22 protein-coding genes and 1 pseudogene are annotated in these 25,959 nt (G+C 56.6%); 11 read left to right on the top strand and 12 right to left on the bottom strand.

Features of this window, described 5'->3' with window-relative positions; translation table 11 throughout:
* Window positions 1–65 precede the first annotated feature (65 nt).
* From RMR21_RS21805 to RMR21_RS21795, 3 genes are all read right to left on the bottom strand, one after another.
* A complete protein-coding gene (locus tag RMR21_RS21805; RefSeq protein WP_498671874.1) occupies window positions 66–1,013 on the bottom strand; it encodes an isoaspartyl peptidase/L-asparaginase family protein in 948 nt (315 codons plus the stop codon).
* A 72-nt stretch (window positions 1,014–1,085) separates the two neighbouring features.
* Window positions 1,086–2,678: an ABC transporter substrate-binding protein gene (locus RMR21_RS21800; RefSeq protein WP_498671494.1), complete on the bottom strand. Its 1,593-nt coding sequence runs from the start codon at window positions 2,676–2,678 to the stop codon at window positions 1,086–1,088.
* Complete coding sequence (locus RMR21_RS21795) at window positions 2,675–3,238, bottom strand: MarR family winged helix-turn-helix transcriptional regulator (RefSeq protein ID WP_498671493.1); 564 nt, start codon at window positions 3,236–3,238, stop codon at window positions 2,675–2,677. Before RMR21_RS21795 ends, RMR21_RS21800 begins: the two co-directional genes overlap by 4 nt.
* 205 nt (window positions 3,239–3,443) lie before the next feature.
* Between RMR21_RS21795 and RMR21_RS21790 the strand changes: the two genes are divergently transcribed.
* The 6 genes from RMR21_RS21790 (at window position 3,444) to RMR21_RS21765 (ending at window position 9,430) form a co-directional block, all read left to right on the top strand.
* The gene (locus RMR21_RS21790; protein ID WP_498671492.1) at window positions 3,444–4,145 is read left to right on the top strand and encodes a creatininase family protein; all 702 of its coding nucleotides are present in this window, start codon (window positions 3,444–3,446) and stop codon (window positions 4,143–4,145) included.
* A 61-nt stretch (window positions 4,146–4,206) separates the two neighbouring features.
* Complete coding sequence (locus tag RMR21_RS21785) at window positions 4,207–5,178, top strand: ABC transporter permease (RefSeq protein WP_498671491.1); 972 nt, start codon at window positions 4,207–4,209, stop codon at window positions 5,176–5,178.
* A complete protein-coding gene (locus RMR21_RS21780; protein WP_498671490.1) occupies window positions 5,178–6,053 on the top strand; it encodes an ABC transporter permease in 876 nt (291 codons plus the stop codon). Before RMR21_RS21785 ends, RMR21_RS21780 begins: the two co-directional genes overlap by 1 nt.
* Window positions 6,050–7,777: a dipeptide ABC transporter ATP-binding protein gene (locus tag RMR21_RS21775; RefSeq protein WP_498671489.1), complete on the top strand. Its 1,728-nt coding sequence runs from the start codon at window positions 6,050–6,052 to the stop codon at window positions 7,775–7,777. The genes RMR21_RS21780 and RMR21_RS21775 overlap by 4 nt, the downstream gene beginning before the upstream one ends.
* A gap of 20 nt (window positions 7,778–7,797) precedes the next feature.
* Window positions 7,798–8,682: a polysaccharide deacetylase family protein gene (locus RMR21_RS21770; protein WP_498671488.1), complete on the top strand. Its 885-nt coding sequence runs from the start codon at window positions 7,798–7,800 to the stop codon at window positions 8,680–8,682.
* A complete protein-coding gene (locus RMR21_RS21765) occupies window positions 8,675–9,430 on the top strand; it encodes an SDR family NAD(P)-dependent oxidoreductase (RefSeq protein ID WP_498671487.1) in 756 nt (251 codons plus the stop codon). Before RMR21_RS21770 ends, RMR21_RS21765 begins: the two co-directional genes overlap by 8 nt.
* Before the next feature lie 39 nt (window positions 9,431–9,469).
* Here the strand turns inward: RMR21_RS21765 and RMR21_RS21760 are convergent, their stop codons facing one another.
* The 5 genes from RMR21_RS21760 to bcsN all read right to left on the bottom strand — a co-directional run bounded on the left by RMR21_RS21760 (window position 9,470) and on the right by bcsN (window position 18,319).
* A complete protein-coding gene (locus RMR21_RS21760; RefSeq protein WP_498671873.1) occupies window positions 9,470–11,701 on the bottom strand; it encodes a tetratricopeptide repeat protein in 2,232 nt (743 codons plus the stop codon).
* Window positions 11,701–12,750: a family 8 glycosyl hydrolase gene (locus tag RMR21_RS21755; RefSeq protein ID WP_498671486.1), complete on the bottom strand. Its 1,050-nt coding sequence runs from the start codon at window positions 12,748–12,750 to the stop codon at window positions 11,701–11,703. Before RMR21_RS21755 ends, RMR21_RS21760 begins: the two co-directional genes overlap by 1 nt.
* Window positions 12,747–15,137: a cellulose biosynthesis cyclic di-GMP-binding regulatory protein BcsB gene (locus RMR21_RS21750; RefSeq protein ID WP_498671485.1), complete on the bottom strand. Its 2,391-nt coding sequence runs from the start codon at window positions 15,135–15,137 to the stop codon at window positions 12,747–12,749. Before RMR21_RS21750 ends, RMR21_RS21755 begins: the two co-directional genes overlap by 4 nt.
* Complete coding sequence (gene bcsA / locus RMR21_RS21745) at window positions 15,134–17,329, bottom strand: UDP-forming cellulose synthase catalytic subunit (RefSeq protein ID WP_498671484.1); 2,196 nt, start codon at window positions 17,327–17,329, stop codon at window positions 15,134–15,136. Before bcsA ends, RMR21_RS21750 begins: the two co-directional genes overlap by 4 nt.
* A gap of 111 nt (window positions 17,330–17,440) precedes the next feature.
* Window positions 17,441–18,319, bottom strand: coding sequence for a cellulose biosynthesis protein BcsN (gene bcsN / locus RMR21_RS21740; protein ID WP_498671483.1), 879 nt, complete (start codon window positions 18,317–18,319; stop codon window positions 17,441–17,443).
* Window positions 18,320–18,886: 567 nt separating this feature from the next.
* On the opposite strand from bcsN, the gene RMR21_RS21735 reads away from it, so the two are divergent.
* The 3 genes from RMR21_RS21735 to RMR21_RS21725 all read left to right on the top strand — a co-directional run bounded on the left by RMR21_RS21735 (window position 18,887) and on the right by RMR21_RS21725 (window position 20,487).
* Window positions 18,887–19,678 carry a PRC-barrel domain-containing protein gene (locus RMR21_RS21735; protein ID WP_498671482.1) on the top strand — a complete coding sequence of 264 codons (792 nt, stop codon included), beginning with the start codon at window positions 18,887–18,889 and terminating at the stop codon, window positions 19,676–19,678.
* Window positions 19,675–20,061, top strand: coding sequence for a response regulator (locus RMR21_RS21730; RefSeq protein WP_498671481.1), 387 nt, complete (start codon window positions 19,675–19,677; stop codon window positions 20,059–20,061). The genes RMR21_RS21735 and RMR21_RS21730 overlap by 4 nt, the downstream gene beginning before the upstream one ends.
* 99 nt (window positions 20,062–20,160) lie before the next feature.
* Window positions 20,161–20,487, top strand: a complete 327-nt coding sequence (locus RMR21_RS21725; protein WP_498671480.1) for a hypothetical protein — start codon at window positions 20,161–20,163, stop codon at window positions 20,485–20,487.
* A gap of 37 nt (window positions 20,488–20,524) precedes the next feature.
* On the opposite strand, the gene RMR21_RS21720 is transcribed toward RMR21_RS21725, so the two are convergent.
* Entirely contained in the window at window positions 20,525–21,535 is a 1,011-nt protein-coding gene (locus tag RMR21_RS21720; protein ID WP_498671479.1) for a sensor histidine kinase, read from the bottom strand.
* Between the two features lie 397 nt (window positions 21,536–21,932).
* On the opposite strand from RMR21_RS21720, the gene RMR21_RS21715 reads away from it, so the two are divergent.
* Together RMR21_RS21715 and RMR21_RS21710 are read left to right on the top strand one after the other, a co-directional pair.
* Window positions 21,933–22,193 (top strand): hypothetical protein, encoded by a 261-nt coding sequence (locus tag RMR21_RS21715; RefSeq protein WP_498671478.1) that lies wholly within the window; start codon window positions 21,933–21,935, stop codon window positions 22,191–22,193.
* Between the two features lie 57 nt (window positions 22,194–22,250).
* Window positions 22,251–22,747: pseudogene (locus RMR21_RS21710) on the top strand (IS6 family transposase).
* Between the two features lie 226 nt (window positions 22,748–22,973).
* On the opposite strand, the gene RMR21_RS21705 reads toward RMR21_RS21710, so the two are convergent.
* The 3 genes from RMR21_RS21705 to RMR21_RS21695 are packed head-to-tail and all read right to left on the bottom strand — an operon-like array spanning window position 22,974 to window position 25,884.
* Complete coding sequence (locus RMR21_RS21705) at window positions 22,974–24,464, bottom strand: tripartite tricarboxylate transporter permease (protein ID WP_498671477.1); 1,491 nt, start codon at window positions 24,462–24,464, stop codon at window positions 22,974–22,976.
* Window positions 24,461–24,934, bottom strand: coding sequence for a tripartite tricarboxylate transporter TctB family protein (locus RMR21_RS21700; protein WP_498671476.1), 474 nt, complete (start codon window positions 24,932–24,934; stop codon window positions 24,461–24,463). The genes RMR21_RS21705 and RMR21_RS21700 overlap by 4 nt, the downstream gene beginning before the upstream one ends.
* Entirely contained in the window at window positions 24,925–25,884 is a 960-nt protein-coding gene (locus RMR21_RS21695) for a tripartite tricarboxylate transporter substrate binding protein (protein ID WP_498671475.1), read from the bottom strand. The genes RMR21_RS21700 and RMR21_RS21695 overlap by 10 nt, the downstream gene beginning before the upstream one ends.
* Between the last annotated feature and the right edge of the window lie 75 nt (window positions 25,885–25,959).

The raw sequence follows: 25,959 nt of genomic DNA, 5'->3' as shown, positions 1-25,959 counted from the left end.
TTTTTCCCACTCTGTCACACTTCAGGTAAGGAGCGGCCCACCCTGCAAGGTGGACCGGGCTCCCCTTATGCGACCGCGAAAACCTGATCATGTGTGGCGACGTAGAATGTTCCGTCCGATGTAACCCATCCGCGGAACATGCCATCGGTGTTATAGGGCGCGGCAATCGAACCGTCGGCGCCGACTGCAACGAGCCCGGCCCCAATGCCGTGCGGTTTCAAATCCTGCTGAATGACCTTGGAGGCTGCCTGCTCCACAGTCTCGCCAAGGTATCCGATGCGGCTTGCCACTTCGTGACCGACTGCGTACCGAATGAAGAACTCGCCCTTGCCGGTACCGGAGACAGCGCAGAGCCCATCACGGGCGTAGGTGCCGGCACCGACAATGGGTGTGTCGCCGATCCGACCGACCGGCTTGTTGTTGTAGCCACCTGTCGAGGTCGCCGCAGCCAGGTGTCCGGCAGCGTCAAGCGCGACCGCACCAACGGTACCGTGTTTCTCGGATTCGCTCGCCACCGCTGCCGTGCCAGCTTCCGCATGGGCTTTCATCGCAGCCAGCGCTTTGACGCGCTTTTCGGTGGTGAAGTGGCTGTTCTCGACGATGTCGAGGCCTTCATCTCTGGCAAAGTCGTCAGCGGCGCTGCCCCCCATCATAACGGCCTCACCCTTTTCCATGATGCGCCGTGCAGCCTTGATCGGATTGCGAATCCGTCGTGCCAATGTCACGCCGCCAGCCTCCAGTGTCGCGCCGTCCATGATCGATGCTTCAAGCTCATGATCGCTATCGGCATTGAGTGCCGCACCATAACCGGCGTTGAAATGAGGACTGTCTTCCATCACCACGACCGCTGCCTGGACCGCATCGAGTGCTGAACCGTTGGATGTGAGCACGGCCCAGCCTGCTCGCAAAGCATGAGCGAGATCGACGCGTGCCGCCTCCCATTCCGCATCCGTGAGGCCGAGCTTTGCCATGACGCCGCAGCCGCCATGAATTGCCAATGCGATCTTTCCCATCATTTTTCCTTCTCTTGAACGACATGAGCCGGGCAACATCTTGCCCGGCCAGGTCATTGAAGTCCGCGCAGCTTATTTTGCAGGACGAATATTCATCGCCAATGTGTCCTCGTCCGAACGCGGCACAATGGTGATGGTCTTTTTCATGCCCCATGCGGAGATGATCGAAGCAATCGACAGGTTGGGGCGATCAGAAGCCACGATCGCATTGGCATCTTTCAGATACTGCTCGCGTTTTCCAGCATCCATCTCGACACCAGCCTGCTCAATCAGCTTATCCAATGCTGGGTTCGAGTAGCCGCGGATGTTGAAGGCACCCAGCTTCTTGGCCGGTTCATTGGTGTGAACCAGCGACGACAGCGTGTAGTTCGCTTCACCCGTCAGCGTCCCCCAGCCCGACATCGTCAGCGAATAATCGCCGCGTGTGTTGGCGGGGAAATAAACCGCGCCAGGCTGGGCATTGGCTTCGACCTGGATGCCAATCGCTGTGAGCATCTGCGCAATCGTCGTACCGGCATCCTTGTCTCCGGGAAGACGGTCATTGGTGAAGGAGAAGGTCACCTTGAAGCCGTCGGGGTAACCCGCCTCAGCAAGCAGAGCCTTTGCCTTTTCCACGTCAGACTTCGTCGGCTTCACATCCGGGTTGTAGCCAAAGATGTTCGGTGTCACGAGCTGCGACTGGACCGTGCCCATGCCTTCCATGGCGATTTCGGTGATGGTTTCCCTGTCAATGGCAAGATCGAAGGCTTCACGCACCTTCGGATCGGTAAAAGGGTTCTTCGGCAGTGGCGAGCCATCCTTGGCGCTGACCTGCGGCGATTTTTCACGGAAATCGAAGGCGATATTGAACAGATAGACGCTGTCCTGGCGAACGATCGTGAGTTTGCTGTCCTGCTCTAGCGTCGGCACGTCGGACGCCGGAATGCGAGCGATGAGATCGACCTGACCGGCCTTCAGCTGTGCCACGCGGGCCGCATCATTCGGCAACTCCTTGCGAATGACCTTGTCCCATGGCTCCTTGCCGCCCCAGTAGCCGTCGAAACGTTCCAGAACGAGCTGCTCCTTCGGTGTCCAAGAGACGAACTTGTAAGGGCCGGTGCCGATGGCGGCCTTGCCGGAGTTGAAGCCTTCGGATGCCTTTTCGGCGCTGTCGGAATAATCCTTGGCGGCAATGTGCGAGACGACGAACAGTCGAATGAAATCATTTGGCAGATTTGGTGCCGGGCCGTCCGTTTTGACACGGATCGTCAGCGGATCAACGATCTCGACGGCCTTGACGCGGCGCACATAGATCGTGGTCGGGTTTGGCCCGGCAACACGCGGAATGCGCTCGATGGAGAATTTGACGTCTTCTGCGGTGAAGTCAGATCCATCATGAAATTTCACGCCGGGACGCAGCTTGAATTCCCAGGTGCTGTCGTCAATCGCCGTCCAGCTGGTGGCAAGGCCCGGTTCGAGTTCGAGGTTGTTGCCGGATTTGATCAGCGAATCGTAAATATGCTTCATCGCCTCGGCATGGGTGCCAGCGGCGGTGAAGTCGGGGTCGATCGACAGCGGTCCGGCGCGCACGCCGATTGTCAGATCGGCAGCAAGCGCGGCACTTGAGACGCCGCCAAGCAATGCCGTTGCAAGCATGGCTGTTTGGACTGTTTTCGAGATTATCATTCTTCGTTCTCCTCTGTCGATGTCATAGGGGGCCAGTTCGGTGAATCCACGACAACCTTGGCAAGCAGCTCCGACAGCATCAGCTGTTCGGCAGGCGTCAGCGACGAGACCATCGCCTTCTCGCGCTCGACCATCGGCTGCATGGCTTGATCGACGATACGTCTGCCTTCGTCTGTGATGGTGAGGACAAAACTCCTCAGATCCGTCTGGTCGATTTCACGGCGGATAATATTCTTGTCGATGAGCTTCTGGATTGCCCGGCTGATCGTATTCTTGGGAAAGCCGGAGGAGCTGCAAATGGCGCTGGCGGTCAGCCCATCGGATAGGCCGAGCGAATAGAGAACGACGAATTCCGGCCGCGGAATGCCGTGTTCCTTCTCAATCAAACGATAAATAGGCTCATTAAATTGCAGTGCCAGAAAGTTGAAGCGAAACGACAGCCAACACGGATTTTGCCAGAGCTTGACGGAGACAAGGTCCTCCACGCCGTGGCTTCCGGCGGCGACTTTACCGCCTTCCCGCAGCAGAGCATCCAGTGTGGGTTCCCGTGATTGTCGCAATCAATCCTCGCTTCGCTGCATTTTATTTTAGTCCCGTATGGAACTTGACGTGCGATTAAATGGCTGTCAATTTCTTTTTTTAGTTCCATTTAGAACTTTGTTTGATGAGGCGCAGATAGGCAAATAGCACAAATATTGTGCTGAAATGCCAAACGGTAGACGTTCTTTGCGCGTTTGCGCCGCAAATGAGAATGAGGATAGCGAGTTGAAGATAGCAGACATGAACTGGATGCAGGTTGAAGAGCGCGTCGCGGAAAACGATTGCTGCATTTTACCCATCGGCAGCGTCGAACAGCACGCCTATCTCAGTCTCGCAACAGACATGATCCTCGCCGAGAAGATCGCGGTTGATGCGGCCGAGCCACTGGCCATTCCGGTTTTCCCCGTCGTGCCTTATGGCCTGGCATCCTCCTTTACGACGTTCCCGGGAACCCTTACCCTGTCGCTGTCCACCTATATCGGCGTCATCAGAGATCTGCTCGACAGCATGTACCGTTCCGGCTTCCGCCGTATCCTTGTCGTTAACGGCCACGGTGGCAACGTACCAGCGACTACGGTTATTTCCGAATGGTTGAACACGCATCCTGACGCGTCCATCAAATTCCACGACTGGTGGCGGGCACCAAAGACGCTGGCCAAGGTTCAGGAGATCGATCCTGCCGCTTCGCACGCCTCATGGATGGAGAATTTTCCATGGACGCGCACGACAGACCAACGCCAGCCTGACACGTCCAAACCACAGATCGACTACGCAGCACTGGCACGCGTCGGCGCATCCCGCAAACGCGAACTGCTGGGTGATGGAAATTATCATGGGCTTTACCAGCGACCGGATGAAGACATGCTGGCAATATGGGATGTGGCGGTGAAGGAAACGCGCGCACTTCTGGAAGCCAACTGGCACTGATAACCACACGGATATCGTAAAAAACGGGCAAACCCGCACAAGACGGGAGAACTGGGAACGCATGTTTGGTTTCATCCTGCAAAGACTGTGGCAAGCACTCATCGTAGTGATCGCCATGTCGGCGCTTGTCTTTTGCGGCGTCTATGCTGTCGGCAATCCGATTGACGTTTTGATCTCTCCCGATGCGACGCAGGACATCCGCGCCGCGGTGATTGCGCAATATGGTCTCGACCAGCCTCTGTGGCAGCAATATCTAACCTTCGTCGGCCGCATTCTGCACGGCGATTTCGGCCGCTCGTTTGTCTACAACATGCCCGTCAGCGAATTGATCCTGACCCGCCTTCCGGCCACTCTGGAACTGACACTGGCAGCAGTGCTGTTTGCAAGTCTCGTCGGCATACCCATCGGCATGTATGCCGGTTACCGTCCCCATAGCCCTGTCTCGCGCGCCATCATGACCCTTTCGATCCTCGGCTTTTCCGTCCCGACCTTCTGGTTCGGGCTGATGCTGATCATGGTCTTTGCAGTTCAATGCGGCTGCATGCCCGCCGGTGGACGCGGGGAAACGGTCAGTCTTTTGGGTGTCGATTTCAGCTTTCTGACCGGCGATGGGCTTGCCCATCTGATATTACCCGCGCTGAACCTGGCGCTCTTCAAGTTCTCGTTGATGATCCGCCTCGCACGCGCCGGAACCCGTGAGCTGATGCTGAGCGACACGGTAAAATTTGCCCGTGCCGCTGGTCTCTCGGAATTCACGGTTTTGAGCCGTCACGTTCTGCGGCTGATCTCGATCCCGCTTGTGACTGTCTTCGGACTGGAACTGGGTTCGACGCTTGCATTTGCAGTCGTCACCGAAACGATCTTTTCATGGCCCGGGCTTGGCAAACTCATCATCGACAGCATCACCTCGCTCGACCGGCCCGTCATGGTCGCTTATCTGATGTTCGTCGCCCTTCTGTTCATCGTCATCAATCTCGTGGTCGATCTCGTATATGCGCTGCTCGACCCGCGCTTGAGAAAGGGCCGTGCCTGATGCGCGACACTCCGTTCTACAGGTTTCTGGAGGAATTTCGCGGCAACAAGGTCGCTCTTGGCGCTGCGGTCATGGTCTTCGTCATTGTGCTGGTCGCCCTTATTGCACCACTCGTCACGCCGCAGGACCCTTATGATCTTGCGCATCTGGTGCTGCGTGATGCCCGTCGCCCCCCCGGTTATGTCGGCACCGGTGGTTACACCCACTGGCTGGGCACGGATTCGCAGGGCCGCGATCTCCTGTCCGCGATCATCTATGGCCTGCGTATTTCGCTGCAAATGGGCATCATCGCCGGTGGCGTTGCTTTCGTCATTGGGGCTGTGGTCGGCTGCGCAGCCGCCTATATTGGAGGGCGTTTTGAAAGCCTCGTCATGCGCATCGTGGACTTGCAGCTGTCGTTCCCGGCTATTCTGCTAGCGTTCGTCATCGCTGCGGTGCTGGGACAAGGTCGTTATCAGCTCATTCTGGCGCTGATCTTTGCCCAATACGCCTATTTCGCTCGAACCGCGCATGGTGCTGCAGCTGCCGAACGGCAGAAGGATTATGTCGAGGCGGCGCTGTCCATTCCGCTGTCACCATGGCGTGTGGTGCTGAAACACATCCTGCCGAACTCGCTACCGCCGCTCATCGTGGTCGCGACCGTACAGGTGGCGAGCGCCATTTCGCTGGAGGCGACGTTATCCTTCCTGGGCGTCGGTCTACCTCCAACGGAACCATCGCTCGGCATGTTGATCGCCAACGGTTTCCAGTATCTCCTATCGGGTCGCTACTGGATATCGATCTACCCCGGTGTAGCGCTGATCCTCTTTATCGTCTCACTCAACATCGTCGGCGACCAGATACGTGACCAGTTGAATCCGAGGCTTCGCAGATGACATCAAGCATCACACCCGAAATTGCGACACCGCTTCTCGACGTCACCAATCTGAAAACCTGGTTCCCAAGTGGACGAGGCGAAGTGAAGGCTGTCGATGGGATCTCCTTTTCCGTCGCACCTGGCGAAGTGCTGGGGCTGGTCGGTGAGTCCGGTTCTGGCAAGTCGATCACCGGCTTTTCGATCATCGGCCTCATAGACGAACCCGGCCGCATCGTTGAAGGTTCAATCAAGCTGGAAGGCCGAGAGCTTGTGGGGCTCCCCAGCCACCAACTCCGCGCAATCCGTGGCAAACTCATTTCCATGGTCTTTCAGGACCCGATGATGACGCTCAATCCGGTGCTGAGCATCGGCACGCAGATCAAGCTGGCGCTCGAGGCTCACGAGAATATCAGCGGATCGGACGCGCGCGAACGAGCCATCAAGGCCTTGGCTCAGGTACGGATCAGCGATCCCGAACGAAAGGTCGATTTCTTCCCACACCAGTTTTCCGGCGGCATGCGTCAGCGCGTGGCAATCGCCATTGCGCTTCTGCATCGGCCCAAACTGATCATCTGCGATGAGCCGACAACGGCGCTCGACGTGTCGATCCAGGCCGAAATTCTGTCAGAGATGAAGGAATTGGTTGCTGACCTCGGCACCGCACTGATCTGGATCAGCCACGACCTCGCGGTCGTCTCCTCTATTGCCGACCGTGTCGCCGTCATGAAATCCGGCAAGATCGTCGAGATCGGCCCGGCGCTGGCTGTGTTGACGAAGCCGCAGCACGATTACACCAAGGCCCTGCTTGAGGCGCTGCCCTCGCGCGCCAAACCCGGTGAACTGTTGTTGCGGGGTAGTGGAATTGGGGATGCGGCACCACCGCCGCGAAAAGCAGCGACCGCCAATCTGCCGCCGCTCGGCAGCCCCTATCTCGTCATCGACAATGCGGTAAAGCGCTTCGAAAAGCCGGTCGGGTTTCTGCATGGACTGGCCATACGGTCCGGCATGTCGCAACCCGTGTCTGTCGTGAAAGCTGTCGATGGTGTGTCGATTACCGTCAAGCGTGGTGAAGTGCTGGGTCTGGTGGGCGAATCCGGCTCCGGCAAGTCGACGCTAGGGCGCATGGCTGCTGGCATTACCGTGCCGACGGCTGGCGCCATCCGGCTCAATGGTCAGCCGGTGATGAGTGCCGGACGCAGCCCGTCCAAGATCACGACACGTGTCCAGACCATCTTTCAGGACCCGTTCGCTTCTCTCAATGGCCGTATGCGCATTGGCGATATCGTCGCCGAAGGACCGTTGGCGCACCGGTTGGTGAGCCGTGCTGAGGCAACCGATTACGTGAAAAGATGGCTGGCGGCCGTGGGGCTGGAGCCGACTTTCGCCAACCGTTTTCCGCATCAGTTCTCCGGTGGCCAGCGGCAGCGCATCGCCATTGCCAGAGCACTCGCCATGCAGCCCGACGTCGTCGTCTGCGATGAACCCGTGGCTTCGCTCGATGTCTCTATACAGGCGCAAATCATCAACCTTCTGATACGCTTGCGGTCTGAACTTGATCTGTCACTTCTGTTCATCAGCCACGATCTGTCGGTGGTTCGACACCTCTGTGACCGCGTCGCCATCATGTATCGGGGCCGCATCGTTGAAGAGGGCGAGACGAGCGCGATCTACGCTGATCCGAAGCACGACTACACGAAACGATTGCTCGCAGCCGTACCGGTCCTGCCGCAAGCTGCTGAATAGAATACGAGGGAGAGCGAGATATGGAACCGTGGGAATGGGACGAGGCCACATGGCGCGGTAAAGTCGAGAAAGTGCGTGCTGGCCGCTCACTGAAACCGAAGGTCTGGAAGAATGGTGCACGCTGCGCCGTGGCTCTTTCCTTCGACAGCGACCATGAGACCAATGAGTTGCGCGACGGCGGGGAATCCATCGGCCGCCTGTCACAAGGGCAATATGGAAATCGCCGGGGTGTGCCACGCATTCTGGACGTTCTGAAGAAGGCCGACGTTCCCGCTACCTTTTTCGTACCAGCTGTTGCCGCCCTCCTTTATCCCGACGAGCAGAAACGCGTGATTGCCGAAGGCCATGAGATCGGTCTGCATGGCTGGATCCACGAAGTGAACACGAAAGTGCCGCCGGAAAAAGAACGCGAACTGCACCTGCGCGCCGCCGACACGATTGAAAAGATCACCGGCGTGCGCGCTGTCGGCATGCGCACGCCGTCTTGGGATTTTTCCGCTGTAACACTGGAAATAGAGCGCGAACTCGGGCTTCTCTACGATAGCTCGCTCATGGCGGACGACGATCCCTATGAGTTGCTCGAAGGCGGTGAGCCCACCGGCATTGTCGAACTACCCGTGGAATGGATCAGAGACGATGCTGTCTATTTCAACATGAACCGTTTCACAGCCCACCGCCCCTACACGCCCCCACCCGCAGTGCTCGACATCTTCAAGCGGGAATTCGACCGGGCCTATCAGGAAGGCGGCCTGTTCCTTCTGACCATGCACCCGCATGTGTCCGGTTACCGCTCACGCATCTTCATCCTCGAAGAACTGATCCAGCATATCCAAAGACACGACGATGTGTGGTTCGGCACGCATGCCGAGATCGCGCTCTACGCCAAGGAGCATGCCGATGTCTGAGGTGATCCGTAAAGTGGCGATTGTCACCGGCGGCGGTCGTGGTATCGGGCGCGCCTGTGCGCTCGATCTCGCAAAACACGGGTTCGATATCGTTCTTGTGGATCTTATCGAAGACGATCTGGCGCGCACGGCAGCAGAAATTCGTGAACTTTCGCGGGAAGCTCTAACCTATCTAGCGGATGTGCGTGACTACAAACGTGCCGCCGAGATCGTGGGGGACGTCGATGCGAGGCTGGGAAGAATTGACGTGCTTTTCAACAATGCAGGCCGCCCTATGGCCAAGGGCGTTGAAGAGATTTCCGAGGAGGAATTCGATACCACCATCGACATCAACCTCAAGGGTGCCTTCAACTACATCCAGCCAACAATCCCTGTCATGCGCCGCAATGGCGGCGGACGCATCATCAATATGTCATCGATGAACGCCCATACGGGCGGCGTCACCAGTGCCGTCAGCAAATTTTCCTATACCGCGGCGAAAGCTGGCATTCTGGGAATGACAAAGGCACTTGCAAAAGAACTTGCACCAGAGATCGTCGTTAATGCCATTTGTCCAGGCGTGATCAAGACGGAGCGCTCGAATGCGATGATCGACGCGCGCGAAGTGCAGCTTGCCGCAGGGATCGCAATGAAACGGGTGGGAACGCCGCAGGATGTCGCCAGCGTGGTCACGTTTCTTGCGACGTCTGAGCCGAATTTTCTGACAGGTCAGGATATCCAGATCGACGGCATGCAGTGGGTACGTTGAAAGCGATCTGATGCCGGAACCAACAGGCGCTTGTCGCTATCAACCGCCTCTGGGGCCATTGCTTGGGCGAGCTTCCCGTGCTGCGGCGAGCCCTCTGACAGCATCTCTGTGACCGGTAGAGGCCGGGCCTTCAAACACCTGAATGGCTTCGGCATAGCGATTTAAATTGAGATACGCATAGCCTCTGATCACCATCAGATCATTCCGTTCAGTGGCAAAACGGGCGCGTTGATCGAGCAGGATCAGCGCTTTTTCGTACTGACCGTTATTGTAGGCCGCCAATGCCCGATCCGTGAGAATAGCGATCTGAAGTTCTGTCGCCTTGCTCTTGTCCATGCCGGATTTGGTGGCGGAAACGGCAGCATTGTCGGTGAGACCCATGCGCAGATAGGCAAGGCTCTGACCGTAGGCCGCGTCGCTTCTGATCGTTGGTTGGTCACCCTTCAGCGCCGCTCCGAAAGCCTTGAGTGCTTCTGCGGGCCTGTTGGCATCCATCAGGCACCAGCCCTGCTGCAGGGCTTGCTGGGGCGGAAGACCATCCGGATTGAACGTTGCGTCGCACCGGCTTGTTTTCCGCGATGGCTGATTTTGGGCAACAACCGTTCTTCTTTGCCTCGGCACAGACGTGGTCGCTCCCTCCTGATAGACAACATCGGTGGGCTGAACGGCAACGACGTGTTGACCGGAGATGCGCCCACCCGGTTGACCGCCGACGATACGCTGCGACGGCGCAGAAACAGGCCTGCCAACGGCGAGAATGCGTTCAGACTGCGCGCCCCATTGCTGCTGAAGTTGGCGCACGCCGGCAACATTGTTCAAATCCTGATAGGACAGTGCCAATCCATAGGCGGATGGCTCGTCATCGGTCTTCCAGCCCAAGGCCGTGGCGAACCACTGCGCCGCCATTTGAGGCTGTAGGAAAGCACGGGAATACCAACCGAATTCCTGCGCTGTTGCGGCGTCTTTCTGCGCAACGGTTTCTTCCGCAATGCGCCTCAAAACGTCAGGTTCCAGAGCAATAGGCGGATCGAGCGCCAGTAGATTTGCGGTTGCGGCAAGATAGGTCTTGCGCGCATCGTCGGATGCGTCGCGCCATTTGTATATCACGTCTTCTGCATCGCGCGGTTCGTTCCGGGCGATCAGGGCCAGCGCGAGCCCCTGCGAGGCAGATGCTGAATCGTCTGCGGCTTTTGCTTGCCGGAACCATTTCTCCGCATCCTGAGTTTTTTCGCGGCGCAGATTGTACCAGCCTAGCAACAGTGCGTCGCTGGCCAGTTTGTTGCTTTCGGCAAGGCGCTCCATTCGCATCAGATAGGAAGGTGGAACGATGATGTCCTTGTTCTCACCACCACTGGCGACGAACTGACGGGCGAGATCGTCCTTGATGGGCTCGAATTCCAGAAGTCCGTCTGCCCCGGGCTTTTCCTTTGACAGAAGATCATCCACCATTGCAACCGGGAGAAGTGCCGAAGCCTTCTGGACGGTTGCGAGCCGATCGCTGGCGCCTTCGCAATTGCTCAAAACGTAGTTATAGGCATCCCGCGCGCGCTCAGGCTTATCGGTGCGTGCGAAAGCTTCCGCCACACGCCACATCACATCGACCTCGCCGCATGTCAGCAGTCCGGGACTTGCTGACGCCGTATCAAGCACTGCATTGTATTGCTTGAGATCGGAAGCGTTGATCAGTTTTTGCCGTGCCTCGGCAAGCCCCACCATCTCGGTCAGGTTTGAGGGCGGCTGCCAGGTCGTGTCTGCCGCCTGCCGATCAGCGATCGCCTTTCGTACCTCCGCATACCGGCCATTGGCATAAAGCTGCCACATGGTCTCCAGTTGCGGATCGCCCTGTTCTGAAACGGCGAGCGGATTGCTTGGTGGCGTCCAATCGGGGTAAAGCGCTTTCAACCTGGCGATTTCTGCTTGAAGCCGTGCAGTATCTCCCTGCGCAGCAAAATATCGAAGCGCACTTTCGTCCACCACGAGAGGTGGCGGTGACGCAGGCTTTGGCGTGAGCTGAGAAGCCGTCGGCTGACGGGGAGCCTGCGCCACAGTGATGGCCGAGGGACTGCCCTGAGCAGCTGTTGTTACGGGCGGGTTGGCATTGTTCTTAAGCGGCACGTTTGCGGCAGAGGAAACACCATCAGGCCCATCGGACAGGATTGAACCGGTCGTGTGAACACGTGAAACTCTTCCCAACAGTTCATCGCGCCACTGATATGCTGTGACACCAAACAGAGCCAATACTGCGGCTGATATGTAAAGCGGCTTTCCGATCACAAGCACTCCCGATGCATTTCAGTCGCAAATGACAGAGCCAAGAGATGCAACGAAGATGGATAATAAAGTGTTGACGTGAAGCGACGGAGATCATCCGGTATGGGTGTTTTGTCGCTAACGCAGGCTGAAAGTGCTGGAATGATGCGATATCCGGCGTCCGACAGAACGTCTTTGGGTTCCCCCGTGCGCAGATCGAATGTGGCCATATTGCCGGCGTCGATCACGGTTCCAGTCCGCAAACGCTCCAGAAGTTTCGGGTCTCCCAGCCCTGCTCTCGACAGATAAAGCGGTATTCTAACCGAATTGTACCCGAATTCCTGCGGAAATCCGTCAGCAGGCCGTGGCTTTGTTTTTACCGAAACCCAGTCGGCGGGAAGTTTTCTCGGGCCAAAGGCATAGGCCGTGATCTGTGCAACGCCATCCTTGCTCAAGGCAGCCCATAGCGGCGACGGTGCGAGTTCGTTCAGGACGGGAAAGGCTTCGAAAATGAAGTAGGAAGGATTGACGACCGGACCGTCCGGCCGATCATCTTCTCCGAAACCGGTCGTGCCGGGCAAGAGAAGTGTCCGCCCTCCCCTTTTAACAACCGCTTTGGCAAGCACCGTCTCGGCAATGGAGCGGGCAGCATCGGCATAATCAGTCTTGCCCCACTGCTTGGATGCCAGTGCCAAAGCATAGGCGATCAGAATGTCCCCGTCGGTGGCGTTGTTTATATCGGAAATATGCGGGGTCGCCTGCGGGTCCCATTTCCACGCCGCCAGCCCATCATCTCGAACCATTAACTCGGTTTTGGTGAACGACCATATCAACTCGAAATCGGCCGGTTGATCGGCAAGAACGGCAAGCCACATGCCGTATCCCTGCCCCTCGCTGTGGCTGATATTGTTGTTTGCAGTATCAACAATACGTCCCGCAGGATCGAGAAACGCGGACTTGTAGGCCGTCCAGTCGGCTTGCGTTATCGAGGCAGCCTTTGCACCGATTGGAGACAAGATCATCACCAGCATCACCAGGGTTTTGGACAGGAGGCGGAACGTATATCTCATTTTTGCCGCCCCATGCCGCGCAGCATCAGGAATGTCACACACCCCAACAGCGTTAGAAACCCAACAAAAACCAGAGAATAGGAAAGCGTATTGGTCGATAGCCAGTTCGCCGCGATCAACCGCCAGTTCGAAAAGGAGAACGGGCGGGTGACGATGAAGCTGGGCTGTTCGGCAGCGATGGTCTCCACCTTGTCGGCAGCAGCATCATAGGTCGCGACGCGTCCACCGAGTGCGTTCCAGCGTTTCTGTTCGACCATGGCAGCCATGCCTGTCCGCAAATCCGCCGACGTCGGTGCCGTGGCCATGGTCCAGACACCCTCGCCGCCAGGGCTCAAACCCTGTGCCAGCATGAACGAGACATTACCTGGCGGTGTATAAATCTGCTCCGCACCGGGAAGAAACCGCAGCGTCTCGGAACTGATGTCGAAGTTGCGCTTCATCCATTCCTCAAAGGACGAAATCTGCCCCTGCCAGACACCGCCATCGACACGTTCCCGCCAGTCATTGAAAAGCTGATCCGTCTGTGCCGGTTGAACGGCGCTGTCGCTCTCGCGCCAAGCAACCTGACTTGCAGGCGCTAGATTGAGCTGACTGATCAAGGCCTGCGGCATCTGCGTAAGCGTTCCGAAGAACAGGGCGTTTCTCTCACCAACGGCGGCCGGTGTTGCGACGAGTTCCACAGGAATAGGTTGTCCGCCCGCAAGGGCAAGACGACTTAGAAATGTGGCTGCAGCCGACATGGTATCGGTGTCCACCCGCTCCAGCCATATGGCGACAGGTTGCCCGCCCTCGCGATAGGGCTGACCAACACCGTTGGTTGCGGCGAGATCGGGCGCCCGACCGATCATCGCGTAATTGGGCATATGAAGTTCAGTCGTATCGAACAGCGCGAAACGCGGTGTCTGGTTTGCAGGTGCACCCGGCAGGCAGGCCGCGTCCGCCTGCGTCATCAACACGGCTTCGATGGCAACCGTATTCACACCCGGCACGAAATGGCGCAAGGTGACGTTGATCGGGAGATGCCTGAAAATACCGCCACCACGGTTCGAGACCGGCACTGTGGAGGCGATATTGCCGTTGACGTAAACATCGATGTGGCTACCAGGCAAAACCTCGTTCGAGTAGGCGGCATCCAGAAGCAAGGTCGCTTCACCATAGGCGGAAGCGTAAAAATCTGCTGGCGTGCCAATGGTGAAATCAGTGCGGAAGCGTCGGCCGGAGAATTCGCTACTTTTCACGCCGAGCGCAGAGAGCGAGATACGACGGTCGGACATGACCAGCGGCGCGTCGGGCGTATGCCATGCCTTTGTCGAAAGCGTTGCGCGGGCTGCGCCTCTCGGGCGCTCGACGGATGCGGTCAGTTGGTCGATGGCAAGCTGCATTGCCTGCGGCGTCGGACCTCCGACGATGAGCGCAGATACACCGTTGATAATGTTACTTTCAAACCCCGCATAGGGACCTGACAGCGCCTCCGGCGGCACCGCCCGCGTGGCAGCAGCAATTTCGCGTGCCGTGCCAGCAAGAACAGTCAAGGTTCCTGCCTTAGGCTCCCTGGGCAAACTCGTACTGAACGTCACCTGCTGGTTCGGCATCTGCGTCCGAAGGGCAAGAGCCTGGGCAAGCTTGAGGAGTGGCGGGGCAGAGACGGGGTTTGTGAGGCCTGGCGCAACGATATTGATCGCCGTCAGGCCAGCAAGATCGGCGCCCGTCGCCTGGATGTCGTCAATCGTACTGAACCGGTTGCCGACATCGCCGTTGAACGTAATGTAGGTGCTGGCGGGGCTGACATCGGTCCAGAGATCGTAGGTTGACTGGACCGTGCAGTCGGTACGATGGCGCTGCTGTACGCCCAATGAAATGACGTTGGCACCCGCCTGAAGCGCATCGGGCGGAATGGCCATAGTGACGTTGCTCTGCGCGTCCGGGGAAGAAACGGTTTTTCGCTCCAGAGGTATGTTGTTGATGGAAACTTCGAGGTTGGAACTTTCCGGCGCAACGACAATCGCGTTCTGGTAGCCAATCGTCAGCGATGCCGCGGACTTGGCCTGCTCCGGCGTCAGATAGAGCGTCCATTGACGCTGGTCCATTTCACCGGTGAGGCTGAGATCTGGAAAGGGCAGGATGTAACGGCGACGATCATCGGAGTTGTCCGAGATGGCCGGGGATACAGCTGTCGTCGGTGCAGCAGCACTTGGGGCCGGACTTGGCACCTCGGGCGCTTCTGTCGCTGGTTTCTGGACCGGCAGGGCTGGCGCAACGGGCGCTGGACGCGCAGGGACCGGCAGCACCGCTGGCTTTTCCGGCGACATGTCGAAGGGCGTTGACTGCGCAAGTGCGGTGGTTGAAATCGACACGAGACATATGGCGGAAAGGAGCGACTTTATCATGGTTTCGGCGCTCCCAATTCCGGTTTCGTCTGCCGTTCCGGTTTGAGGGAACGGAAGAAATAATAGAGGCCGCGTTGCGTCTGGAAGATCGCGATGACCATGAATGTCACCGTGCCCTTGATGAGGCCCGGATTTTTTCTGCGAACGCGTTGAATTTCGCTCCACTGGTCTGAGTTGGCAAAAATCAGATCCGCGATCAGTCGGTGGTCCACCGCCTTCTGGGGCGAAAATGTGCTGCCCACCGAGATAAAACCGTCCTGCTTGACGGAGCGAACGATGTTGATACCCATCGTTTCCGGCACGCCTTCGCTGTGTGGCTTGACGCGAATGGTGGCGGTCGTTCCCTTTTCGACGGGGACCAGACCGGAATCGAAAATATGAATGAGCATGCCGTGTACAGAGACGTTTTCTACGGTCGCAGGCAACCACGCGTCGCTGTCGCCAACTTGCAGTTCGCAGCGCCGCTTCACGGTGATGCGACGTGACGCAGATTTTTCACTACGCTCCGACACGACGCCCAGTGCACAGCCCGCGAAGATGATGTTGAGCAGGTTCCAGCCACCCACCACCAGCGTCACATCGGCTTTATAGGGCTCCGCGTAAATGCGGTAGATCGCGAAAATCATAGCAATCACAAGCACACCAAAGATCACGAAAAAGGGCCGGCTGATTTCGGAAAGACGTGCCTCGCTGATGGACTCGTCTTTGGCCGTCACCTTGAAGGTTGGTTTCGAAGGATTGAAGATCACCGAAACGACGGCTGGCAGGAGATGCACGGTCTGCACATATTCATACAGCTCAGATATCCAAGGCCATCGGAAACTGCCGTAGAGAAAATTCTGCATCATGAGGTTCACGAGCATGTAGGCCGCCGTGTAGGCCAGGAACTCGCCGCCGGACGCGACGAAAATCTGGAGATCGAAAAACAGATAGAACAGCGGCGCAAACAGAAAGATGGTGCGCGGGAAAGGGAACAGCCAGAACAGCGTCGATGACATGTAGCAAAGACGCTGCGTGAACGAGAGCCCCCGACGAAACAGCGGCTGGCGAAAGATCAGAATCTGCATCATTCCCTGCGCCCATCGGCTGCGCTGGCCTATGAAGCTGGCGAAGGTTGCAGGCTGAAGCCCTGCGATCAACGGCTTGTCGACATAGAGGCTATGCCAACCACGTGAATGGAGGGCGAGCGCCGTTTCGCAATCTTCCGTAATGCTGACGCCGCTGAAGCCGTCCGTTTCTTTCAGCGCAGTCCGGCGCAAGACAGCAGCAGATCCGCAAAAGAACGCGCCATTCCACTTGTCGAGACCACGCTGAATGATGCCGTAAAACATCTCATTCTCACTCGGCATTGTCTCGAATGTGCGCAGATTTCGCTCGATCGGATCTGGGTTCAGGAAGAAGTGTGGTGTCTGGACGAGGAAAAGCCTATCGTCCTCTTCAAAATACCCCACGGTCTCCAGAAGGAAATCGCGCGCAGGCGCATGATCCGCATCGAACACGGTGATGAGTTCACCGGTAGAATGATCGAGACCGTTGTTCAGATTTCCGGCTTTTGCATGCGCATTTCGCTCGCGGGTCAGGTAATTGACACCGAGATCGGCACAGAGCTGCTTCAGCTCTTCGTGGCGGCGTGCGGCTGCCTGCGCTTCCAACACGTTGGATGCATTTCGTTTCTGGACAGTGCCACCATCATCCAAAAGCCAGACGGTGAACTTGTCTGCGGGGTAGTCGATATTTTTGGCAGCCGCAAGCGTGTTGGCAAGCAGGACGGCATCCTCGTTGTAGGTCGGTACGAATATATCGACTGTTGGCACATAGCCGGGTGAGCCGGGTCGCGTCTTTCGCGATGGCAGCGGCATTGACACGATCACAAGGCTTAAAGCCAGCATCAACACGCTGTACATCTCCGCCAGATAAAGCAGAAAGCCGGGAATGAAATTTTCAAGCTGGTTGATCGGCGGCAGGGTGCTGGTGGTGCGCCAGTAAACGTAGCGCAACACGATCGCCGTTCCGAAACCAAGGCCAATCAGTCGCCACGCGCCTTTTCCGTTCAGCGATTTGATCGTGGCCAGCAGAACCAACGAAATCGCGGTGGCGATGAGGTGGGCCTGCAAACTAACCGGCAAAGTCACGATGACCAGAACGCAGACCGAGACGAGCACCCAGACGATAACGGAGATGGCCTTGCTCATCTGCAAACCTTGCTTTCAATTCGAAGAGAGGCCACACGCCTCAAAATCAGAGTTATCGAAGTGTCGCCGTCACGCGTTGACACGCTTTACGGAAGCATGACCTGAAACTGGTTACGTGCACCCCTGGGCACCCCGCCCTGAAGATGCACAATCGGGTGACGGGATGACGACAGGTTTCGTTTGCGTACGCTCGCTCGGTCTCGGCACATCATCAGGGCGTGCCGCTGTAGGAGACACGGCAGATGGCGACGGGATGACCACGCGCGACGGCGCAGGATTGGAGATCGGCTGCAGTATCGTTTGCGGCTGCGCCAAGACTGTACGTGCTACCGGTCGCCTCTCTGGAACAGGCTGCCGAGGCGGTGTTTGTAGTCCCGGCTGCATGGGACCGTCATTTGCCGCGACCGGATAGCTCGGATTGCCTGAGCGCCCCATACCGTCAGGTGGCTTCTGCGCCGTACCGTAAGGGTTCCAGCCCTCTGCATCATAGCTGCCTGTAATCGTGTAATTGTACATGACAGTCAGCAAATCGCGCGTGGTGACACCCGACTGGCAAAGTCGCAGCGTGACATTGATGCGCCCAAGGTTTTTGAAACCTTGTCGCATATTATCCGGTGAACGAATATGTTGCCACGCATAGAGACACATATCATCGCCCGAGCCCTTGCCGGATGCATAGGAAAACGCGCCATAGGCGTTCTGCAAATATTCGGCGGAGGTTGCCAGACTGGCACCGGGGAAAGCGGACCGGATCTGGCGCGAAATGGTCGACGCTCTCAAGCTGCCGCTGGACAATCCGTCCTTGCCCGTATCCTCGGCGCGCTGCGGCCCGAAGAGTTCGATCTTGAGGAAATTCTGACCAGGTGTCCGGGCATCGGCGCGCAAGAAAACCTCCTGCTGAACAGCGTTGGAAAACGTTCGGCTGATCACACTGATGACTTCGGGGCCACCGGGAGGAGGAAAAATGAGTGCCTCTTCCGGCGGCAGCATCTTAGGCGCACCAGAAGGCCTGATGCCTCCAGGATTGTTACACCCGGAAAGAACCACCGCAAGACCAGACAATAGAACAAGAGCAGCGCTGTTTTTCGCCGCTCGACCCGCCACGTTACGCATAGTCGTAAAGCTGTGAGCATGAAGAATCAAATGTGCCGAGACCATGATTATGCAATACTTGAGAACAGTGATTTAGCAATGAATATTTCACTGAAATTATGAAGTATATCAATTATAAAATCGTCATAATTTCCCAGTCTCTATCAACGGTCATTTCAGACGAGGTTTTTGCTTTGCGATATTAAAAAAGACTTAGCTTAAAAGCTGCATCAATCCGGAAATCAATCTTAAATTGATAAATATTATTTATATATTACAGATAGATAACCAAAATTCATTACGGAACAGGGGCTGCCTGCTGACCGAACCACGCCGGAAAGTGGAACAAAATAAGACATAGCCCGTTATAATAGCACGATCGAAGCGTCACGCGGTACGCTCTTTCCGGATTACGTGCTCTACACCACGAGGTCGAAGCATAATCCGCCGATTGGACCCCATCTCATGACGATCCTTAAAACAGCGGCTGTCGCCGTTGGGCTCTGCCTCGCCTTTTCGGCAACGCCGGTGCTGGCAGCATGCAACATTTCCGACGCCAAGCTGGAAGAAGCGATTTTACAGAAGCCCGAATTGCGTGATCCTGAGAACCGCTACCTCGTGCTTGATCTTAGAACCCTGCGCGATGCCGCTTTCCTGTTGTGGACCTACGGTTTGGAAGATGATTGCGAACGCCTCGTTGGCAATATCAAGGAACTGATCGCATCCCCTTCGATGGGTGAGCGCGGTACGAGTGACGAAGACGCCGTGGATCAGCAACAGGCTGCCGGCGAACCGTTGCAGCAGCGTCTCGGCAAGGTCAAAGGCAGCAGAGGCACTGTGAACGAAGGTCCTCTTGTGCCAATCAGCGCACTTGATCCAGGCCTTCTGGTCAACGAAATCGTCGGCGCAGAAGTCAGAACCTCCGACGACAAAATCGTCGGCGAAGTCCGCAACGTCGTTATCGGAACCAAGGATCAGAAAGACTATGTGATCGTTGCATCCGGTGGCTTCTTCGTACCCGGAAAGGACAGCCTGGTCGTGCCACTTCTGTCGCTCGTGATCGACAGAGCGAGAACGAGCTTCTTTCTGCCCATCACCAACGCCCAGGTAAAATCCGTGCCCTTGATGCCTGATCAGGATTATCTGTGGCTGGATGACAAGGAATGGCGCGCCAACAACGACGCGATCTTCCAGAGCCTCGTTTCAAAGACTGCCAGCACGAGCCAGACCCTCACACCGACGGTGGACAAAAAATGATCGTCAAGACCCAGATAGCCCTCGTGGTCGAAGATGAACCGCTGATCTCCATGCTTGCCTGTGACCTCCTCGCAGACCTGGGTTACATCGTCTTTGAAGCTCGGACGGCCAAGGACGCTATGGTTTTGTTGACCGAGACCGATGGCATTCTGATCCTGTTTACCGATGTCGATCTTGCCGACGGCTCTTCCGGCGTCGACCTGGCGATCAGGGTCAAACAAGAATTTCCAACGGTTCGCACCGTCGTTACCTCGGGAAGGGTCAAACCGGCTACGCTGCCAGAAGACGTGCCCTTCATAGCCAAGCCCTACAGCGGCGACGGTTTGAAAATGGCATTGCAAAGCCTTTTGGTCTCATCAAACGGCAATATTGCCGAGGCGTGATACGGAGATGGAACACCTGGCTCTGCGCGGGGTTAAGTGGGGGCGGACGGTTTTAACACCATGCGCTCACTTTTTATTCTTGCGAAGATCGGGACCAACATGACCCAATATGCCGCCGACGAATCGGTTCTTGCTGAAATCGCAACGCTGCGGGAAGCGCTTCCGACCTGGATCGTCAGCACAGTCGAGCTGGTTGAGCTTGCGGAAAACGCCGAGCGGGCGGCGCGGGCCGTCAATCCGGCCACGGCAGACCGATCACGTCAGCTGATCGTGGAAGTGGCCGAATGGCAGCAGAAACTGACGGATTGGCAACAGTTGGATCTAAGCCCTCGCCTGTTGGCAGAGCTGCGAATTCTCAAAGCAACGCTGGATGCTTCCATGGACGAGGCGAATGCCGCCGCAGCCGAATTGCTACTCTTCAACTGATTGCCGTTAACGCTCCGTTCAGCGCGAAAGAGATATCCTAACTTGCCAAGCGTTCCGGATCGACAACGAGAGTAACGACGAGGCCGTCCTGGGCCCAGTTGTAACCGATAGACCCGCGCAGATGGCCCCTGACGCTGCGCTCCACCAATTTGCTTCCGTAGCCTGCCTTGAATTGCGGAGGCGAGACTTTCGGGCCGCCGTTTTCAGTCCAGACGATCGTAACGGCCTCGTTTTGCGCCGAGCAAGACACGTCGAGTGTTCCCTTATCGGAAGAGAGTGCGCCATACTTCAGGGAATTGGTGGCCAGTTCGTGGACAATCAACGCGACAACGGTCGTTGCCCCCTCTCCCACGCTCATCCTTGGCACGGATACCCGGATGCGACCGCTGAAAGCGCCCAGATCATCATAGGGTGCAAGAAGGACTGTCAGCAGATCGCCGAGCAGCGTCGATGGCGCTTCCGTCTGACCAGGCAAGGGGCGGACGAGATCATGCGCGCGTCCCAGGGCCGTCAGTCTGAGCGTCAGTTCACGGGCCATATCCTCGACCGTCGTCGTTGATCGCGAAGTGATGGCTGTCAAACCAGAAGCGATCGCCAACAGGTTTTTCACGCGGTGGCTCATTTCCCCCGCAAGCAACTCGCGGCCTTCCTCAGCCTGCTTGCGCCCCGTCACATCGATAAAAATGCCGAACATGATCCCCTTGACCATGCCGACGTCATCCCCCTGACCACGGGCGGAAATCCATTTGAGTTCATCTCCGATCATGATCCGGAAATCGATCTCATAGGCACCAATGATGGAACGTGTGGCTGTGAAGGCTGCGCGAACCCGATCGCGATCGGCTGGATGGATATGAGCGGACATATCTTCGAAGGATACGTCACGGCCTTTCGGAACGCCCCAAAGCTCGTAGGAATTGTCATCCATTGCAAAAGCATCGGTGTTGACGTTCCACGACCACAAAGTGACGCCTGCCGCTTCAATGGCACGCACCAGGTTTTTAGGTTCCCAAAGAAGCGGCTTAAGGGTCTCGGGCGTTGTTGTCATGGAAACTCCGTAATCTATCATGTTTCCGGCGACATGGAGCGCCGCCAGTGTACATTTGAATTTGCGCTCTATACCGAAAATGCGGCTTGAATGTTGGAATAGTTTCGATGGTAAGTTTTTGTCATTCCTGCAAAAAACGTAATTTAGTCTTTGGAAATTTCAAAAAAGGCTTTGCTTGTTTACACCGTGAAAGCTCAATGTTGGTGGAATGCTTACCTGAAATACACTGGCACGACGTCACGCTGCATGACAGCCGAGTGATCTTTGAGCGAGGCCATTTAATTCATGCAATATGATTTAATTGAAAGGCATTAGACGCAATGTTCCCACGTGGGAACAAAGTGCTCACAAAGTTGTTGTGTCTCCACTACCAGAAGCTGCTCAAATCCGGTGTCAAATGGATACTCATCATTCGAACCACCCTCCATCCATACTGTCATCCGTCGATCTTGAAGAGATCAATCGATTTCACACAGCCTGGTGCGAAGAAAATAATGTCGAGAAAAGCGACCCACGCGCCATCGAAGTGGCGGCGGCACTGATCGACTGGTATTCCACAAGTCCGGCCTACAGACAGAGCGCAAAGCTGGACCACCCGCCGGAAGTGCCGAGTTCGCAACAAATCGACACTTTGCTTGAGCGTCTCGGACGAACATAAAGCCGACGGGCATCGTAACGTTAACCGCGCTGCGATTGGCGTATGCGACTTTGCGGCATGACCCAAGCCGTTCGTGATCCCCTTTATCGCCGCCACCGATTCCCAGCTGAAGTGATTGCTCATGCCGTCTGGCTCTGTCTTCGTTTCCCGCTCAGCTTGCGGATGGTCGAAGATCTGCTGGCGGCGCGTGGGATCATTGTCTCGCACCAGAGCGTTCGACTGTGGGCGGAAAAATTTGTCGGCGCTTTGCAGGCGAAATCCGCAGGCGATCCACCGGTCAGCTAGGCGACAAACTTCGATTCTACGGAGCGGCCAAGCAAGACATCATGCCCGGCGTCGATCATCGCTCACACAAAGGGCTTAATAACCGGGCGGAGAATTCCCATCAACCGAAACGACGGCGAGAGCGGATCATGAAGGGCTTTAAGTCAGCCCGACATCTCCAGCGTTTCGTCTCCATTCATGACCCGGTCGCTAATCTCTTCCAAATTCCACGCCACGATGTCCCGTCCCACCATCACCGCGAACTGAGAGCCGCGGCCATGCAAATGTGAAATAAGATCGCACGCCTGCAGGCAGCATAAGCGAGAGCGGTGGCCGAAACCTTTCACCCGAGTCCTTTGACTTTACGATGCTCTTCGAGCGGTTTTCCGCAACAAGCATCGCCTTCATCCAAACCGCAATGATCAAACTTATGATAAAGCGGTTCGCCAGATACCCGCCTTCTTGAGCAGCCCTTAATAAAAAGGGCCGCTACGTGCGGCCCCAAACATCCGACGCTTACGTGTTTCGATGCTTTTTCCACATTCCCACGATGGGTGTGGCCAAGATCAGAAGTGTCAGAGCGATCATGATCATGGACATCGGTGAAGACACCAGCGCGACAGGATTTCCGCCGGAGATTGTCAGTGCCAGGGAAAGCTGGCTTTCGGCGATTGGACCGAGAATGACGCCAAGGATGATAGGCGCACTTGGATAATCGAGCTTGTCCAGGACATAGGCCATAACTCCGATGCCGAGAAGCATGTAGAGGTCGAACATGGAGTTGTTCACCGCATAAACACCTATCGTCACGAACAGCATGATAATCGGGGCGAGCACCACGCGAGGAAGACGAAGCGCCTGACCGAATATCCGTGTTGCAGTCAATCCGCCGACAACGGCAAGAAAACATGCAGACATCAACATTTGCAGCATGAAGCCGTAGACGATGTCCGGTGTTTCGCTAAACAGCTGTGGACCGGGGCGAAAGCCATGAACAAGAAGACCGCCCAGAATCACCGCAGCCACACCCGAACCGGGAATGCCCAAAGTCAGTGCGGGAATGAGAGACGCAGCGTTATCGGCCCCGTTACCGCATTCCGAAGCAGCAACACCTTCGGGATTACCCTTTCCGAATGTCTCCGGCGCTTTTGAGGCGCGTTTGGCATCATTATAGGCGAGGTAACACGACATGGAACCGCCAGCGCCGGGAAGGATGCCAATGATGATTCCGATTATGGAACTGCGCATCCAGATCGGCATGAAACGGCGCCATTCCTTCAGAACTGAACCCTGACGCTTCAGCCTTAGGAGATCTCCTGCCATACCAACCTTGAGCGCTTCTTCGATCATCAGGATCATAGGTGGGATGGCGAAAAGAGCGGTCAACAGTACAACGATATCCAGCCCATCGGCAAATTCCAGCAGACCGAACGTGTAGCGCTCCACTCCGGTGGAAATGTCCGTGCCCATTGTTCCAATCAAAAGGCCGATCATCGTTGCGATGATGCCCTTGAGGAAATCGTCGCCCAGCAAGGATGCGACCGTTGCAAGACCCAGAATTGCCACCCAGAAATACTCGGATGGACCAAATAAGAGACTGAGTTTCACAAGGCCCGGTGCAAACAGAATGAGCGCGATGGCCGACAAGACAGAACCGATAACGCCTGAAACAACGGCTACTTGCAAGGCATAGGCCGCCTTGCCCTGCTTGGTCATTTCGTAGCCATCGAGAATGGTTGCAACGGAAGCGGGCGTGCCTGGAACCCTGAGCAGGATGGCGGGAATGGCTCCGCCATAACTGCCGCCATTGTACATGCCCGCCATCATTCCCAGCGCAAACAAAGGATCCATCCCGAAGGTGAGCGGAATAAGAACCGCAATACCGGTCGTAACCGTTAATCCTGGAAGGGCGCCGACGACCATGCCTGCGACCGTCCCAAGAAGAACTGCGAAGATGTTGGTCGGATTGAGAACGTGAGGAAGTGCACTTATGAGAGCATCAATCACAGCACCACCTCCAGAAAAGGATCGAGCACGTCTGGAGGCAGCGGACGCTCGAGGATATGGGCAAAGACAATCAAAATCATCAAAATCGTACCGACGACAACAGGCACGACCAGGCGAAGATTGGTGTAGCCAAGCAGCATCGGAAGGCCCATACCGAACACGAGGCTTGGCACCACATAACCCAGAAGGTCCACCGCAACGACATAGATGAACAGTGCCGCGAACCCGAGCAGGAAACGGGCCCCATGATCCAGGAACCGTTTTTCAGGAGCAGTGCTCCGCGCCAATAGAGCGCGGAGGATAACCAGCAGGGAAACACATCCCAGCACGACGGAGAGAAAACGGGGGTACCCGGCGCTTTGCGACGGATAGTTGCCAGCTTCCATAAAGGTCCAGGCAGCAGCGCAAGCCAATGCCGCGGCAAAGCCTATTTCGGCCTGCCGATAGGTTGGATTGAAGCTTAGCGCCACGGTGTCACCTTCCAGGTTTCGGTGAGGTCTGCGGTGATTTTGGTGATCAGGGCGCTATAATCTGTGGCGTTCAGATAGTGCAAGGGTATTTCTGCTTTCTGAGCGGAGGCGAGATACTCGGGATCCTTGAGCGCCGCATCGAGCGCAACCTCAAGCTTAGCCACCATTTCCGGCGGAACACCCTTTGGCGCGGCGATGCCACGCGATGTCGTGACGATCAGATCGATGCCCTGCTCCTTGAATGTCATCGCTTCGGGCATGGATGGCTGACGTGCGTCTGACATGACTCCCAAGATGCGGATATCGCCTGAACGGGCAAGCTGCAGAGCCTCAGAAAGGTTCATCGTAGCGGCAGGGACGTGACCACCGAGGATAGCTTGACGCACCGGAGCGGTGGAGCCAAAAAACGCTGGCGTAAAAGTTGTGCCCGCCAGACGATTAAGGTTGAGCATGCCGATATGTTCCGAAGAACCCGCAGCACCAGAGGTTCCGACAACGATGGCGCCGGGAGCTGCCTTCGATGCGTCGACAAGGTCTTTCAGAGTCTTATAGGGGCTATCCTTGCCGACAACCAGAATCCCGGGATCGTACACAAGATTGCCGATAGGTTGAAAATCCTGAATGGTGTATTTGGCCTTGCCCTCGACGATGAGTGCATTGAAGGCGGGGGGATTGATCATTCCAATCGTATAACCATCGGGTTTCGAACGGGCTAGCGTCGTCCAGCCGATCTCGCCACCAGCACCCGGCTTGTTGATGACGGCTATCTTGGCGCCGTCACCCAAATGCTTTTCCATGAACAACGCGATGGAGCGAGCGGCAATATCCGTTCCGCCACCCGGCGCAAAGGCGACGACCATTTCGATTGGCTTTTCAGGATATTCGGCGGCAGCAGGCAAAGCAGCCATACCGGCGATAAGACTGCCCAGCAGCCAGGATTTCATGCGCATTTCAGACCCCTTTTATTGTTATGAGCCGTCAGTTCCGATCAGCTCTTACTGAAAACATCCATTCGCGGACGCGAT

Origin of the sequence: Agrobacterium sp. rho-8.1 (genome assembly GCF_033957725.1) — a bacterium.
Taxonomy (GTDB): domain Bacteria; phylum Pseudomonadota; class Alphaproteobacteria; order Rhizobiales; family Rhizobiaceae; genus Agrobacterium.
Note: the sequence above shows the minus strand (reverse complement) of the source record. Positions and strands in the feature narration are given on the sequence as shown.

What these genes read in the sequence shown, in the direction of transcription:
- RMR21_RS21805 (WP_498671874.1), bottom strand. Translation starts at nt 1,013, where the DNA reads ATGGGAAAGATCGCATTGGCAATTCATGGCGGCTGCGGCGTCATGGCA.
- RMR21_RS21800 (WP_498671494.1), bottom strand. Translation starts at nt 2,678, where the DNA reads ATGATAATCTCGAAAACAGTCCAAACAGCCATGCTTGCAACGGCATTG.
- RMR21_RS21785 (WP_498671491.1), top strand. Translation starts at nt 4,207, where the DNA reads ATGTTTGGTTTCATCCTGCAAAGACTGTGGCAAGCACTCATCGTAGTG.
- RMR21_RS21780 (WP_498671490.1), top strand. Translation starts at nt 5,178, where the DNA reads ATGCGCGACACTCCGTTCTACAGGTTTCTGGAGGAATTTCGCGGCAAC.
- RMR21_RS21775 (WP_498671489.1), top strand. Translation starts at nt 6,050, where the DNA reads ATGACATCAAGCATCACACCCGAAATTGCGACACCGCTTCTCGACGTC.
- RMR21_RS21770 (WP_498671488.1), top strand. Translation starts at nt 7,798, where the DNA reads ATGGAACCGTGGGAATGGGACGAGGCCACATGGCGCGGTAAAGTCGAG.
- RMR21_RS21765 (WP_498671487.1), top strand. Translation starts at nt 8,675, where the DNA reads ATGTCTGAGGTGATCCGTAAAGTGGCGATTGTCACCGGCGGCGGTCGT.
- RMR21_RS21755 (WP_498671486.1), bottom strand. Translation starts at nt 12,750, where the DNA reads ATGAGATATACGTTCCGCCTCCTGTCCAAAACCCTGGTGATGCTGGTG.
- RMR21_RS21750 (WP_498671485.1), bottom strand. Translation starts at nt 15,137, where the DNA reads ATGATAAAGTCGCTCCTTTCCGCCATATGTCTCGTGTCGATTTCAACC.
- bcsA (WP_498671484.1), bottom strand. Translation starts at nt 17,329, where the DNA reads ATGAGCAAGGCCATCTCCGTTATCGTCTGGGTGCTCGTCTCGGTCTGC.
- bcsN (WP_498671483.1), bottom strand. Translation starts at nt 18,319, where the DNA reads ATGCTGCCGCCGGAAGAGGCACTCATTTTTCCTCCTCCCGGTGGCCCC.
- RMR21_RS21735 (WP_498671482.1), top strand. Translation starts at nt 18,887, where the DNA reads ATGACGATCCTTAAAACAGCGGCTGTCGCCGTTGGGCTCTGCCTCGCC.
- RMR21_RS21730 (WP_498671481.1), top strand. Translation starts at nt 19,675, where the DNA reads ATGATCGTCAAGACCCAGATAGCCCTCGTGGTCGAAGATGAACCGCTG.
- RMR21_RS21725 (WP_498671480.1), top strand. Translation starts at nt 20,161, where the DNA reads ATGACCCAATATGCCGCCGACGAATCGGTTCTTGCTGAAATCGCAACG.
- RMR21_RS21720 (WP_498671479.1), bottom strand. Translation starts at nt 21,535, where the DNA reads ATGACAACAACGCCCGAGACCCTTAAGCCGCTTCTTTGGGAACCTAAA.
- RMR21_RS21715 (WP_498671478.1), top strand. Translation starts at nt 21,933, where the DNA reads ATGGATACTCATCATTCGAACCACCCTCCATCCATACTGTCATCCGTC.
- RMR21_RS21695 (WP_498671475.1), bottom strand. Translation starts at nt 25,884, where the DNA reads ATGCGCATGAAATCCTGGCTGCTGGGCAGTCTTATCGCCGGTATGGCT.